Annotated in this window: 12 protein-coding genes; 7 read left to right on the forward strand and 5 right to left on the reverse strand. The window is 71.7% G+C overall.

Annotated elements, in window-relative coordinates:
• Window positions 1-85: 85 nt before the first annotated feature.
• Window positions 86-910 carry an ABC transporter permease gene (locus AC54T2_RS16860; protein WP_186342584.1) on the reverse strand — a complete coding sequence of 275 codons (825 nt, stop codon included), beginning with the start codon at window positions 908-910 and terminating at the stop codon, window positions 86-88.
• Window positions 907-1,920, reverse strand: coding sequence for an ATP-binding cassette domain-containing protein (locus tag AC54T2_RS16865; protein WP_496666754.1), 1,014 nt, complete (start codon window positions 1,918-1,920; stop codon window positions 907-909). The genes AC54T2_RS16860 and AC54T2_RS16865 overlap by 4 nt, the downstream gene beginning before the upstream one ends.
• Window positions 1,921-1,984: 64 nt before the next feature.
• Between AC54T2_RS16865 and AC54T2_RS16870 the strand changes: the two genes are divergently transcribed.
• From AC54T2_RS16870 to AC54T2_RS16880, 3 genes are read left to right on the forward strand one after another with little or no spacing between them, the layout of a single operon-like run.
• Window positions 1,985-2,923, forward strand: a complete 939-nt coding sequence (locus tag AC54T2_RS16870; RefSeq protein ID WP_496666755.1) for an ABC transporter ATP-binding protein — start codon at window positions 1,985-1,987, stop codon at window positions 2,921-2,923.
• Window positions 2,920-3,765: an ABC transporter permease gene (locus tag AC54T2_RS16875; RefSeq protein ID WP_313960529.1), complete on the forward strand. Its 846-nt coding sequence runs from the start codon at window positions 2,920-2,922 to the stop codon at window positions 3,763-3,765. The genes AC54T2_RS16870 and AC54T2_RS16875 overlap by 4 nt, the downstream gene beginning before the upstream one ends.
• Window positions 3,765-4,700, forward strand: coding sequence for a COX15/CtaA family protein (locus tag AC54T2_RS16880; protein ID WP_496666756.1), 936 nt, complete (start codon window positions 3,765-3,767; stop codon window positions 4,698-4,700). Before AC54T2_RS16875 ends, AC54T2_RS16880 begins: the two co-directional genes overlap by 1 nt.
• A gap of 16 nt (window positions 4,701-4,716) precedes the next feature.
• On the opposite strand, the gene AC54T2_RS16885 is transcribed toward AC54T2_RS16880, so the two are convergent.
• The 3 genes from AC54T2_RS16885 to AC54T2_RS16895 all read right to left on the reverse strand — a co-directional run bounded on the left by AC54T2_RS16885 (window position 4,717) and on the right by AC54T2_RS16895 (window position 7,323).
• On the reverse strand, window positions 4,717-5,172 hold the full coding sequence (locus AC54T2_RS16885) for a class F sortase (protein ID WP_496666757.1): 456 nt from the start codon (window positions 5,170-5,172) through the stop codon (window positions 4,717-4,719).
• 23 nt (window positions 5,173-5,195) lie between these two features.
• The gene (locus AC54T2_RS16890) at window positions 5,196-6,095 is read right to left on the reverse strand and encodes a hypothetical protein (protein WP_186342588.1); all 900 of its coding nucleotides are present in this window, start codon (window positions 6,093-6,095) and stop codon (window positions 5,196-5,198) included.
• Between the two features lie 262 nt (window positions 6,096-6,357).
• The gene (locus AC54T2_RS16895) at window positions 6,358-7,323 is read right to left on the reverse strand and encodes a heme o synthase (RefSeq protein ID WP_186342589.1); all 966 of its coding nucleotides are present in this window, start codon (window positions 7,321-7,323) and stop codon (window positions 6,358-6,360) included.
• Window positions 7,324-7,548: 225 nt separating this feature from the next.
• Between AC54T2_RS16895 and tkt the strand changes: the two genes are divergently transcribed.
• The 4 genes from tkt to zwf are packed head-to-tail and all read left to right on the forward strand — an operon-like array spanning window position 7,549 to window position 14,019.
• Entirely contained in the window at window positions 7,549-9,663 is a 2,115-nt protein-coding gene (gene tkt, locus AC54T2_RS16900; RefSeq protein WP_222129822.1) for a transketolase, read from the forward strand.
• Between the two features lie 35 nt (window positions 9,664-9,698).
• Entirely contained in the window at window positions 9,699-10,814 is a 1,116-nt protein-coding gene (tal, locus tag AC54T2_RS16905) for a transaldolase (protein WP_186342591.1), read from the forward strand.
• Window positions 10,811-12,499, forward strand: a complete 1,689-nt coding sequence (gene pgi / locus AC54T2_RS16910; RefSeq protein WP_496666758.1) for a glucose-6-phosphate isomerase — start codon at window positions 10,811-10,813, stop codon at window positions 12,497-12,499. The genes tal and pgi overlap by 4 nt, the downstream gene beginning before the upstream one ends.
• Window positions 12,496-14,019, forward strand: coding sequence for a glucose-6-phosphate dehydrogenase (gene zwf, locus AC54T2_RS16915; protein WP_186342593.1), 1,524 nt, complete (start codon window positions 12,496-12,498; stop codon window positions 14,017-14,019). Before pgi ends, zwf begins: the two co-directional genes overlap by 4 nt.
• The last annotated feature ends 19 nt before the right edge of the window (window positions 14,020-14,038 follow it).

Here is a 14,038-nt window from a genome sequence, read left to right on the forward strand (position 1 = left end):
GTCGTTATTGCTTCCCGTGGTTCAAGCAAGGGTGACCTAAGTGACCCCGGCCACCACGCAGCGGCCGGTCGCAGCGGCCGGTCGCTCAGTCGGCGGTGCGGGCCCGGAAGGTGCGGATCGCCAGGGGCGCCACGACCGCGGTGATCAGCACGATCCAGCCGATCGTGAAGGGGATCGGGTGGTGCATGGGGAACGCCGCTCCCGCGGCCAGGGGCTGGTCGTTGCCCCAGAGCTCGCGCACGGCCTGGGTGAGCGAGGAGATCGGGTTCCACTCGGCGATGACCCGCAGGAAGGTGGGCATCCGGTCGGTGGGAGCGAAGGTGTTGGCCAGGAACGTGATCGGGAACATCGTCGCGAACATGACGCCGTTGACCGCCTCGACGGACCTCATCGCCGAGCCGACCCAGATGCCGACCCAGATCATCGCGAAGCCCCACCCGAGCAGCAGGAGGTAGCCCAGGGCCGCCTCCAGCACGTTGGTGTGGATGCGCCAGCCGATCACCAGCCCGGTCAGCGACATCACGACCAGACCGATCGAGGCGTGCACCAGGCTCGACATGCTCCGGCCCACCAGGACCGCCGCGGGGTTGATCGGGAGTGAGCGCATCCGGTCGACGATGCCCTTGTCGAGGTCGGCGGTGAGGCCGACGGCGACGATGAACGAGGCGAACGCGACGGTCTGGGCCATGATCCCGGCCAGCAGGAACGCCCGGTAGCCGGCGGGGGTCGCCACGTCGATCGAGGAGCCGAAGACGTAGGCGAACAGCAGCACGAACATGACCGGCTGGATGGTGACGTCCATCAGCATCTCGGGCATGCGCCGGATGTGGAGGAAGTTGCGCCGGGCGATGGCCCACGACTGCGTCAGCAGCCCGGTGGCGCGGATCTCGGGTCGTTCGAGCGTGGTCATCGGGCTCTCCCTCCTGTGGTCTCCCCCGCGCCCTGACCGGCGTGGTCGTCGCTCTCGTCGTCGGTCGGCTGCTCGGCGCGGTGCCCCGTGAGGTGGAGGAACACGTCGTCGAGGCTCGGCCTCTTCAACCCGATGTCGTCGAGCACGATGTCGCTCCCGTCGAAGATCGCGGCCACGCGGGTCATGTGACCCAGACCCTCGGCGGGCGCGGTGAGCTGGCGCGCGCCGACGTCGACGTGCACCTCGCGCACGTGGGGGCCGAGCAGCGCCCGGGCCGCCTCGAGCTCGCCGGCGTGGGAGACCGTCACGACGAGGGCGGCGGCGCCGGACTGGTCCTTGAGCTGGAGCGGGGTGCCCTCCGCGATCACCGTCCCGCGGTCGATGACCACGATGTTGTCGGCGAGCTGGTCGGCCTCCTCGAGGTATTGAGTCGTCAGCAGCAGCGTCGTGCCGTCGCCGACGAGCTCGCGGAGCACCTCCCACAGCTCCACGCGCGAGCGCGGGTCGAGGCCGGTGGTCGGCTCGTCGAGGAAGAGCACGGGAGGCGTCGCGATGAGGCTGACCGCGAGGTCGAGGCGTCGTCGCATGCCCCCGGAGTAGGTCTTGGCCGTGCGGTTGCCGGCGTCGGCGAGCGAGAAGCGCTCCAGCAGCTCGTCGCTGGCGCGCCGGATGTAGACCGGGTCGAGGCCGTAGAGGCTCCCGATGAGGCGGAGGTTCTCCCGGCCGGTGAGGAGCTCGTCGACGGTCGCGGCCTGCCCCGTCAGGCCCATGCTGCGCCGCACCGCCGCCGCGTCGGCCAGGATGTCGTGACCGGCCACCCGCCCGGTGCCCGCGGTGGGGCGGGTCAGGGTGGTCATCATCCGCACCGTGGTCGTCTTGCCGGCGCCGTTGGGGCCGAGGAGTCCGAGCACCGAGCCCTCGGGGACGACGAAGGAGACCCCGTCGACCGCGACGGTGTCGCCGAAGTGCTTGACGAGGCCCTCGGCCTCGATCGCGTACGCGCGTGCCATGGACCTCACGCTAGTCGCGGGGACCGACAACCGCTCCTGATTAACCCGCACCTAGAATCGGGACGTGCCACCCGCCTCCCCCGCCGTCGAGATCGACGGCCTGGTGATGGCCTACGGCGACAAGGTGGCCGTCGACGGGCTGTCGCTCGAGGTGGCCCGCGGCACGGTCACCGCCGTGCTGGGCCCCAACGGGGCAGGCAAGACGACCACGCTCGAGACGTGCGAGGGCTACCGCGCTCCGCAGCGCGGCACCGTGCGCGTGCTCGGCCTGGACCCCCAGCGCGACCGCGCGGCGCTCCACCCCCGGATCGGGGTGATGCTGCAGAGCGGCGGTGCGTGGAGCGGCGTACGCGCGGTGGAGATGCTCGAGCACATGGCCGCGCTGCACGCCCGCCCGCTCCCCACGGGGATGCTCGTGGAGCGGCTCGGCCTCGCCGACTGCGGGCGGACGCCCTACCGTCGGCTCTCGGGCGGCCAGAAGCAGCGGCTCGGGCTCGCCATCGCGCTGGTCGGGCGCCCCGAGCTCGTGTTCGTCGACGAGCCGACCGCCGGCATGGACCCGCAGGCGCGGCGCACGACGTGGGAGCTGCTCGAGGAGGTCCGCGCCGACGGGGTGACCGTCGTGCTGACGACCCACCACATGGACGAGGCCGAGCACCTCGCCGACCGCATCCACATCATCGACCGCGGCACCGTGATCGCGAGCGGCACACCGGCAGAGCTCACCCGCGGTGGGCGCTCGGCGACCATCCGGCTGGTGGTCAACCGGCCCTTCCCCGAGGGCGCGCCCGAGTCGCTCCGCGCCGAGCTCGGCCCGGACACCGAGGTCCGCCAGCTCGACGAGGTGAGCATGCTCGTCCACGGTCCCGCCGACGGCTCCACGCTCGGTCGGGTGTCGCGGTGGTGCGAGCACCACGAGGTGCTGCCCCAGACGCTGACCCTCGGCCAGCGCACCCTGGAGGACGTGTTCCTCGAGCTCACCGGACGGGAGCTGGCGCCGTGAGCACGACACCGACTCCGGACACCGGGCTCACCGCCGTCGGCACCGCCGGCGCCGCTCGCTCCACCGGCATGTTCGCGCCCGACCCGGGTGCGGCGTCGCTGGCGGCGATGGTGCTGACCCAGGCCCGGATGGAGGCGCGGCTGATGCTGCGCAACGGCGAGCAGCTGCTCCTCGCCATCGTGATCCCGGTGATCGTGCTCGTGGGCGGCGTCGTGGCAGCCGCGCGCCTCGACCGCACGGTCGACGGCCGCGCGGCGATCGACGTCCTGGCCCCGGGCGTCCTGGCGCTCGCCGTCATGTCGACCGCGTTCACCTCGGTCGCCATCGCCACCGGCTTCGAGCGGCGCTACGGCGTCATCAAGCTGCTCGGCTCGTCGCCGCTGCCGCGCCACGGCCTGCTGCTGGGCAAGGTGGTGGCGCTGCTCAGCGTCGTCGCGCTCCAGCTCGTGGTGCTGGTCGCCGTCGCCCTCGTCATGGGGTGGGAGCCGTCGCTCGACCACCCGGCCCGCACGCTGCTCGGCGTGGCGCTCGCCGTGGCGCTCGGCACGGCGGCCTTCGCCTCGCTCGGGCTCCTCGTCGCCGGCGCGCTCCGGGCCGAGGCCACTCTCGCGCTGGCCAACCTCGTCTACCTGCTCCTCATGGCGGGCGGCGGCATCGTCCTGCCCGCCAGCACCTACGGCGCCGCCGGCGCGTTCGTCGAGTGGCTGCCCTCGGGCGCGCTCGGCGAGGCGATGCGCGCGGCACTGGTGCACGCGAGCATCGACGCTCGATCCCTGCTCGTGCTGGCGGCGTGGACGCTGCTCGGCACGCTGCTCACGGCACGGACCTTCAGGTGGGAATGATGGGACACACCCTGCTCGACCGTCTCGCACGGTTCCTCTGGCCCCTCGCGGTGGCCAACCTGCTCGCCAACATCGGCATCGTCGTCACCGGCGCCGCCGTGCGGCTGACCGGCTCCGGACTGGGCTGCCCGACGTGGCCGCGCTGCACCGACGAGTCCTACGTCGCGCACGGCGAGCTCGGCATGCACGGTGCCATCGAGTTCGGCAACCGGCTGCTCACCTTCGTGCTCGCGGCGGTGGCGGTGCTGTGCTTCCTCGCGGCCGTCGGCGCCCGGCACCGACGGGCGACGCGGCTGTCGTTCGTCGTGGGCCTCGGGATCCCCCTGCAGGCCGTGCTCGGCGGCATCACCGTGCTCACCGACCTCAACCCGTGGATCGTGGCGGGCCACTTCCTGGTGTCGATGGCGATCATCATGGTCTGCGTCGCGCTGCTCGACGAGCTGCGCAGCCCTTCGCGGGGGCTGGCTCCGGCCCTGCCGCGCACGCTCGCCTGGGCCAACCTCGCCGTCGGCTGGGTGGTGCTCTACCTCGGCACGGTCGTGACCGGAGCGGGCCCGCACGCCGGCGACACCGACTCCCCGCGCAACGGCCTCGACCCGGCCGACGTCTCGCAGATCCACGCGATCGCGGTCTACGTCCTCGTCGCGCTCACCGTCGCGCTGCTCGTGGTGGCGCTGCGTGGTGGGCACCGGTGGCTGGCGCAGGTCACGGCGCTCGTGCTGCTGATCGAGGTGCTCCAGGGCGTCCTGGGGTGGGTGCAGTACTGGCTGGAGCTCCCGATCGGCCTGGTCGCGCTGCACATGCTCGGCGCCGGCCTGCTCGCGGCGGGGCTGGCCCGCATCGCGCTGGCCGTGCTGCCCCACCAGGGCTCCGCGGAGGCGCGCGCGGGCGGCGAGCCGCAGAGGCTCGCCGCCACGCGCATCGGCCCCTCCTAGGACGCGGGCCGACCGGTCACAGCTTGCGGGCGAAGATGACCGTCCGCTTGGCGTAGTCGTCGGCCTTGCAGCCGACGAGCACGATGCGGGCCGGCCCGGCCACCGAGTAGAGCGAGCCCATCCGCCTCTTGGCCGACCAGAACTCACGCTTGGTGACCTCGAACCGGCAGCCGGCGACGGTGATCCTGTCGCCGCGCCGCAGCGTCGCCCAGTGGTCGGCCACCCCGTTGCCGGCGCGCCACGCGTGGCCGGCGTAGACGGTGCTGCCGGTGGGGTCGCACGGCGGGTCGCCCTTGGCCCAGGTGTAGACGGCGCCGCGGAGCCGGTCGCCGACGGCGAGCGTGTCGTTGCGCGCCGGCACCTTGACCACCACGGCGTCGGTGCCGGTGCGCGCGATCGTGAGCCGGTCAGGGGCGGCGTGAGCCACGCCCTGACCGGCCGCCACGGTCACGCCGAGCGTGAGCGCAGCCACGAGCCCTGCAGCCCGGACCCGTGTCATCGGTGTCCGGTGTTGGGCGCGACCTCCGGTGCGCTGGCGCACGGACGGGTGCGGAAGGTCATCTTCCACACCTGCTTGCCCTGCAGGCGGAACGTCGCGTCGGCCGCGTGCGCACGGACCGTCACGCGGGGCGACGTGGCCTTGAGCCAGGCACCCTGACGCAGGACCTTGCCCTTCGAGGTGTAGACGACGCCGGTGCGCTTGTGGACCTTGAAGACGTCGCCGCGGGTGCCGCACTTGTCGATCATGCGGGCGCGGGCCGACACGACGCGCGCCTCGGCCGGCAGCACCTCGGGCGGGGTGACGACCGGCGGGGTGACGACCGGGGTCGGGCACGGCTGGTTGCTGTCGACCGGCGCCGGGAAGGTGACGGTGGTCGCGCCGCCCGGGAACTGGGTGCCCGCGGTGGTCGTGACCGTGACGCTGCCGTCGGGGTTGGTGACCGCGCTCCAGGGGCCTGGGGGCACCTGGCCGTAGTGCGCGTTGCCCGGGCCGCAGTCGTCGACGACCGGGATCGTCGGCGGCTCCACGGTCGTGACGTTGCAGCCGTCCTCGAACTTCTCGACCGGGATGCTGCCGGAGCTGGTGTTGGTGGAGCCGTTGTCCCACCGCGCCGACAGCGTCAGCGTCTGGGTGGAGGTCGGCTTGGTGGTGACCGTCTCGGTGAAGGTGCGCGTCTGCCTGCTGGTCAGCGGCGTGCCGACCGGGACGACGGCGGAACGGTTGCTCGCGGTGATGGTCTCGGTGCGCGCCTCGCTGTTGACGACGCGCCAGGTGACGGCCCAGCCGCCTCCGGTCTTGCAGGCCACCGTTCCGCTGATCGTGTTGTGGTGGGCGCTGGCCGCGCCGGCGATGCCGACGACGGCGAAGCCCACTCCCAGGACGAGGGTGAGCACCCTCGAGACCCCCCGGTGAAGCGTGCGAGGACGAACCCCCGTGCCGGTCGCGCCCCCCGCGGTCCGGTCACGTCGTACTCGTGGTGAAGACATGCAGAACTACCCCCTGCTCCCACGGGGATGGCCCACTGCCATCCCCTCACGATGCATTCAACGTGGGTTCGAGCAGAAAGACCCGAAACGTCTCCTCAAGAAAACGGCCAAATCTTCCGCATTCGCCTGACAAGACCTTCAAAGTTGCGCTAAACGCACGAATTTTGCGTTATCGGCCGAGCAGGGGGTCGAGCGCGACGGCGACGAAGAGCAGCGAGAGGTAGAGGTTGGACGCGTGGAAGAGCCGCATCGGGTTGATGTCGGCCAGCGCCTCCGAGCCCCTGGCCCGCTTCCACATCCGGTGCGCCTCGAGGAGGAACACCGCACCCAGGACGGCCGCGGCGACCGGGTAGACGAGGCTGGTGTCGGCGACGGGCCAGAGCAGGAGCGAGGTCGCGACCATCACCCAGCTGTAGATCACGACCTGGCGGCCGACCTCGGCGGCCGGCTTGACGACCGGCAGCATCGGCACGTCGACGTTGCGGTAGTCCTCGCGGTAGCGCAGGGCGAGCGCCCAGGTGTGCGGGGGCGTCCAGAAGAACACGACCAGGAACAGCACGACCGGCGTCCACGCCAGCTCGCCGGTCACCGCGGTCCAGCCGATCAGCGCCGGGAAGCAGCCCGCCAGCCCGCCCCAGACGATGTTCTGGGTGGTGCGGCGCTTGAGCAGCATCGTGTAGACGAAGACGTAGAACGCGTTGGCGAGCACCGCCAGCACGGCCGAGAGCCCGTTGACCCACAGCGCCAGCACGACCGTCGACAGCACCGCCAGCACGGTCGCGAAGACGAGCGCCGAGACCGGCGAGACGATGTGGCGCGGCAGCGCGCGCCGGCGCGTACGCCGCATCTGCTCGTCGATGTCGCGGTCGTAGATGCAGTTGTAGGCCGACGCCGAGCCGGCCGAGAGCGCTCCGCCGACGACCGTGGCGGCCACCAGGCCGAGCGGCGGGATCCCGCGCTCGGCGAAGAACATCACCGGGACGGTCGTGAGCAGGAGCAGCTCGATGACGCGCGGCTTGGTGAGCCCGACGTAGGCCCCGACGACGTCGCGCCAGGTCTTCGGTCCCTCGGGATCGGCACCCCCGCCGGTCGACGGCCGGGCGGACGCGGCTGCGTGCGGGCCGGCGTGGGACACAGTGCAGAACCTCGGGAGGACGGGAGCGGATGGAACGCGGACGGCGAGGGAACCGGGGGGTGAGCTTCCAGCTGGTTCCCGGCGTGCGGGACGACCCTCGAGCAAGGTCGAGTCTACTCGGCCGCGACGATAGGGTCGCAGTCGAGGCCACCCCTGCCGGGCTGTGATCTCGACTGCACCTGGTTGCACCCATTGAGAGGAACTGCGTTGACCGAGAAGTCCGCCCTGCCCGCCACCCTCGAGTGGGACGACATCGACCGCCGCGCCGTCGACACGGCGCGGGTGCTGGCGATGGACGCGGTCCAGAAGGTCGGCAACGGCCACCCCGGCACGGCCATGAGCCTGGCCCCGGCCGCCTACCTGCTCTTCCAGAAGGTGATGCGGCACAACCCGGCCGACCCGAACTGGACCGGCCGCGACCGGTTCGTGCTGTCGTGCGGGCACAGCTCGATCACGCTCTACACCCAGCTGTTCCTCGGCGGGTGGGGCCTGGAGATCGAGGACCTGCGCACGCTGCGCACCTGGGGCAGCAAGACCCCCGGGCACCCCGAGTACGGCCACACCGCCGGCGTGGAGACGACCACCGGCCCGCTCGGCCAGGGTGTCGCCAACGCGGTGGGCATGGCCATGGCGGCCCGCCGCGAGCGGGGCCTGCTCGACCCCGACACCCCCGAGGCCGACTCCCCGTTCACCCACCACGTCTACGCGCTGTGCTCCGACGGCGACCTGCAGGAGGGCGTGAGCGCCGAGGCCTCCTCGATCGCCGGCACCCAGCAGCTCGGCAACCTCACGGTGATCTACGACGCCAACCGGATCTCGATCGAGGGAGACACCGACGTCGCGTTCACCGAGGACGTCGGCGCACGCTACGAGGCCTACGGCTGGCACGTGCAGCACGTCGACTGGACCAACGACGGCACGGACTACGTCGAGGACGTCCCCGAGCTCTACGCCGCGGTCCGCGCGGCCGACGCGGTCACCGACCGGCCCAGTCTCATCGTGCTGCGCACGCTCATCGCGTGGCCCGCCCCCCACGCACAGGGCACGGGCAAGTCCCACGGCTCCGCCCTCGGCGCGGAGGAGGTCGCGGCCACCAAGGAGGTCCTCGGCTTCGACCCCGACAAGCACTTCGAGGTGCCCACCGACGTGATCGAGCGCACGCGCTCGCTGGTGGCGCGCGGCAAGGAGCAGCAGGCCGCGTGGCAGGAGCGCTTCGACGCGTGGCGCTCCGCCGCGTCCGACGACGTCCTCCAGACGTTCGAGCGGATGCAGACCCGTGCGCTGCCCGCCGGGCTCGCCGACGTGCTGCCGAGCTTCGACGCCGACCCCAAGGGCGTGGCCACCCGCAAGGCCTCGGGCGCGGTCATCAACGCGGTCGCGGCCGTCATGCCGGAGCTGTGGGGCGGCTCGGCCGACCTCGCCGAGTCCAACAACACCACCATCGAGGACGCCCCGTCGTTCATCCCCGAGAGCCGGTCCACCGACCAGTGGACGGGCGACCCGCTCGCCGGCCGGGTGCTGCACTTCGGCATCCGCGAGCACGGCATGGGCGGCATCCTCAACGGCATCGCGCTGCACGGCGGCACCCGCGTCTTCGGGGGCACGTTCCTCACCTTCAGCGACTACATGCGCGGCTCGGTCCGTCTGGCGGCGCTGATGGGCCTGCCGGTCACCTACGTCTGGACCCACGACTCCATCGGCCTCGGCGAGGACGGCCCGACGCACCAGCCGATCGAGCACCTCGCCGCGTTGCGCGCGATCCCCGGCCTCGACGTCGTACGCCCTGCCGACGCCAACGAGACCGCCGCCGCGTGGCACGCCGTGCTCCAGCACACCGACCGGCCCGCCGGCATCGCGCTGACCCGCCAGAACGTACCCGTCTTCCCGCGAGGCGAGGACGGCTTCAGCGACACGTCCAACGTCCACCGCGGCGGCTACGTCCTGATCGACGCCCCCACCATCGACGACCGCGCCGGCGAGCCCGACGTGATCTTGATGGGCACCGGCTCCGAGGTGCAGGTGGCGGTCGCGGCCCGCGAGCTCCTCGCCGCGGACGGCATCCGCGCCCGGGTCGTCTCGCTTCCCTGCCTGGAGTGGTTCGAGGAGCAGGAGGAGGCCTACCGCGAGACCGTCCTGCCGCCCACCGTCAAGGCCCGCGTGTCGGTCGAGGCCGGCGTCAAGCAGGGCTGGCGCGACTATGTCGGCGACCACGGCCGCATCGTCTCCATCGACCACTACGGCGCCTCGGCCGACTACGCGCGGATCTACGAGGAGTTCGACATCACCGGCGAGGCCGTGGCCAACGCGGCCCGCGACAGCCTGCGCACCCTGACCGACTGACCGCGTCCCGCACGACGACCCACAGGAGGCACCACATGAACGACCGTCTCAAGGCCCTGGCTGACGCCGGGGTGTCCATCTGGCTCGACGACCTCTCGCGCGAGCGCCTGGAGACCGGCAACCTGGCCGACCTGGTGAAGAACAGCAACGTCGTCGGCGTGACGTCCAACCCCGCCATCTTCCAGACCGCGCTCGCCGACGGCGAGCGCTACGACGCCCAGGTCCGCGAGCTGGCCGCCGAGGGCGCCGACGTCGACCGCGCCACGCTCGTCATCACCACCGACGACGTGCGCGAGGCCTGCAAGGTGATGCGCCCCGTCTTCGACGCCACCGACGGCGTCGACGGCCGCGTCTCGATCGAGGTCTCCCCCGGGCTGGCGCACGCCACCGACGAGACGGTCGCGGAGGCGGCGACGCTCCACGAGACCGTCGGCGAGCCCAACGTGATGATCAAGATCCCCGGCACCAAGGAGGGCTGGCCGGCGATCACCCAGACCATCGCCGCCGGCATCTCGGTCAACGTGACGCTGATCTTCGGCCTCGAGCAGTACCGCAACGTGATGGAGGCCTACGTCACCGGGCTCGAGCAGGCCGCCGCCAACGGCCACGAGCTCGCCGACATCCACTCGGTCGCGTCCTTCTTCGTCTCGCGCGTCGACTCCGAGGTCGACAAGCGGCTCGAGGCGACGACCCAGGGGCCCGGCACCGACCCGGCCCTGCGCGGCAAGGCGGGAGTCGCCAACGCGCGGCTGGCGTTCCAGATGTACGAGGAGTTCTTCCGTGGCGAGCGCTGGGAGGCCCTCGAGGCCAAGGGCGCGCGCAGGCAGCGCCCGCTGTGGGCCTCGACCGGCGTGAAGAACCCCGACTACGACGACACGATGTACGTCGTCGACCTGGTCGTGGAGAACACTGTCAACACGATGCCGGAGAAGACCCTCGACGCCGTCGCCGACCACGGCGAGGTGCGCGGCGACCGGGTGCGACCGTTCTACGACGACGCGCACGCCCACATGCAGGCACTGGCCGAGGCCGGGATCGACTACGACGACGTGATCAAGGCCCTGATCAAGGAGGGCGTCGACAAGTTCGTCGTCGCCTGGGACGAGCTGCAGTCGACCCTCTCGAAGTCACTCGAGGCCGCTCGGGCATGAGCGGCGGCGCCGTCGACCCCACGACCACCGAGGCGTGGGCGCGGCTCGCAGCGCTCGCGGAGTCCTACGAGCCCGACCTGCGACGCGACCTGACGGCGGCGTGGGTCGAGCGGCAGACGCTCACTGCTGCCGACCTGCACGTCGACCTGTCGAAGAACCTCGTCGACGCCGACGTGGAGGCCGCGCTGCTGGCGCTGGCCGACCAGGTCGGGGTCGCCGCGCGACGCGACGCGATGTTCGCCGGCGAGCACATCAACGTCACCGAGGACCGCGCGGTCCTGCACACCGCGCTCCGGCTGCCGGCCGACGCGTCGCTGACCGTCGACGGCCAGGACGTCGTCGCCGAGGTCCACGAGGTGCTCGCCCGGGTCTACGACTTCGCCGACCGGGTCCGGTCCGGCGCGTGGACCGGTGTGACCGGGCGGCGCATCGAGACGGTCGTCAACATCGGCATCGGCGGCTCCGACCTGGGCCCGGTGATGGCCTACGAGGCGCTCGAGCCCTACCGCCAGGAGGGCTTCTCCTGCCGCTTCATCAGCAACATCGACCCGACCGACGCCGGCCAGGCGCTGGCCGGGCTCGACCCCGAGACCACGCTCTTCATCGTCTCGAGCAAGACCTTCGGCACCCTCGAGACGCTCACCAACGCCCGGCTCTGCAAGGCGTGGCTGCTCGACCGGCTCCCCGACGGCAGCGACCCGCAGGACGCGGTCGCCCGGCACTTCGTGGCCGTCTCGACCGCCCTCGACAAGGTCGCCGACTTCGGCATCGACCCCGACAACGCGTTCGGCTTCTGGGACTGGGTCGGCGGGCGCTACTCGATGGACTCCGCCATCGGCCTCTCGCTGGTCGTGGCCATCGGTCCCGAGCACTTCGCCGAGATGCTGGCGGGCTTCCACGCGATGGACGAGCACTTCCGCGCCTCCCCGCCGGAGGACAACGTCCCGCTCCGGATGGGGCTGCTCAACGTCTGGTACGCCAACTTCCTCGGCGCCCACACCCACGCCGTGCTCCCCTACGCGCAGCTGCTGCACCGCTTTCCCGCCTACCTCCAGCAGCTCACGATGGAGTCCAACGGCAAGGGCGTGCGCTGGGACGGCTCGGCGGTCGACTACGAGACCGGCGAGGTGTTCTGGGGCGAGCCGGGCACCAACGGCCAGCACGCGTTCTACCAGCTCATCCACCAGGGCACCCGGCTCGTGCCGGCCGACTTCATCGCCTTCGCGCGGCCGGCGTACGACCTCGTCGACGAGGTCGACGGCGAGCGGGTGGACGTCCACGAGCTGCTGCTGGCCAACTTCCTGGCCCAGACCAGGGCCCTCGCTCTCGGCCGGACGGCCGACGAGGTGCGCGCCGAGGGCGTCGCGGAGGAGCTGGTGGCGGCGCGGACGTTCCCCGGCAACCGGCCCACCACCTCGATCATGGCGCCGGCGCTGACCCCCTCCGTGCTCGGCCAGCTGGTCGCGCTCTACGAGCACATCACGTTCGTCCAGGGCGCCGTGTGGGGCATCGACAGCTTCGACCAGTGGGGCGTCGAGCTCGGCAAGCAGCTCGCCCAGGAGGTGCGCCCCGCGGTCGCCGGCGACGCGTCGGCCGCGGCCGGGCAGGACCCCTCCACCCAGGCGCTGATCCGCTTCTACCGGGAGCACCGCTCCTCCGAACCACGACTGGGGGACCCCGCATGACCTACGTCAACCCGCTGCGCGATCCGCAGGACCGACGGCTGCCGCGCATCGCCGGCCCGTGCGGCATGGTCCTGTTCGGCGTGACCGGCGACCTGTCGCGCAAGAAGATCATGCCGGCGATCTACGACCTCGCCAACCGCGGCCTGCTGCCGCCGGGGTTCAGCCTGGTGGGCTTCGCCCGGCGCGAGTGGGCCGACCAGGACTTCGCCCAGATCGTCCACGACGCGGTCAAGGAGAACGCGCGCACACCGTTCCGCGAGGAGGTGTGGAACCAGCTGTCCGAGGGGTTCCGCTTCGTCCCCGGCGACTTCGACGACGACGACGCCTTCGACCACCTGCGCCGCACGGTGGAGGAGCTCGACCAGCTCCGCGGCACCGGCGGCAACATGGCGTTCTACCTCGCCATCCCGCCGGCGTTCTTCGGCAATGTGGTCGGCCAGCTCAAGGAGCACGGCCTCGCCGACCCCGCACCCGACCAGTGGCGCCGGGTCGTGGTGGAGAAGCCGTTCGGCCACGACCTCGAGTCGGCGCGCGAGCTCAACGCGATCCTCGACGGTGTCTTCCCGTCGGGATCGGTGTTCCGCATCGACCACTACCTCGGCAAGGAGACGGTCCAGAACATCCTGGCGATGCGCTTCGCCAACAACATGTTCGAGCCCATCTGGAACGCCAACTACGTCGACCACGTGCAGATCACGATGGCCGAGGACATCGGCATCGGCGGCCGGGCCGGCTACTACGACGGCATCGGCGCCGCACGCGACGTCATCCAGAACCACCTGCTCCAGCTGATGGCGCTCGTGGCGATGGAGGAGCCCATCGCGTTCGACGCGGAGAGCCTGCGCCTGGAGAAGCAGAAGGTGCTCGCGTCCGCGACCCTCCCTCCTCGCCTCGACACCACCACGGCCCGCGGCCAGTACACCGCCGGGTGGGCCGGGGGCGAGAAGGTCAAGGGCTTCCTCGACGAGGAGGGCATCCCGAAGACCTCCACCACCGAGACCTACGCGGCGATCACGGTCAACGTCGAGACCCGCCGCTGGGCCGGGGTGCCGTTCTACCTCCGCACCGGCAAGCGGCTCGGGCGGCGGGTGACGGAGGTCGCCATCGTCTTCAAGCGCGCCCCGCACCTGCCGTTCACCCAGACGGCGACCGAGGACCTCAGCCAGAACGCCCTCGTCATCCGCGTGCAGCCCGACGAGGGCATGACGATGCGCTTCGGGTCGAAGGTGCCGGGCACCGCCATGGAGATCCGCGACGTCAACATGGACTTCGCCTACGGCGGGTCCTTCACCGAGGCCAGCGCCGAGGCCTACGAGCGCCTCATCCTCGACGTGCTCCTCGGCGACCCGCCGCTGTTCCCCCGCCACGAGGAGGTCGAGCTGTCGTGGAAGATCCTCGACCCCGTCATCGCCGCGTGGGCCAGGAAGGGCACGCCGGAGCCCTACGACTCCGGCACCTGGGGTCCCGCGTCGGCCGACCAGATGCTCGCCCGCGACGGGCGCACCTGGCGGAGGCCGTGATGGCCCCGCGCCGCGACGC

Source organism: Nocardioides sp. Z35_8 (assembly GCF_059621125.1).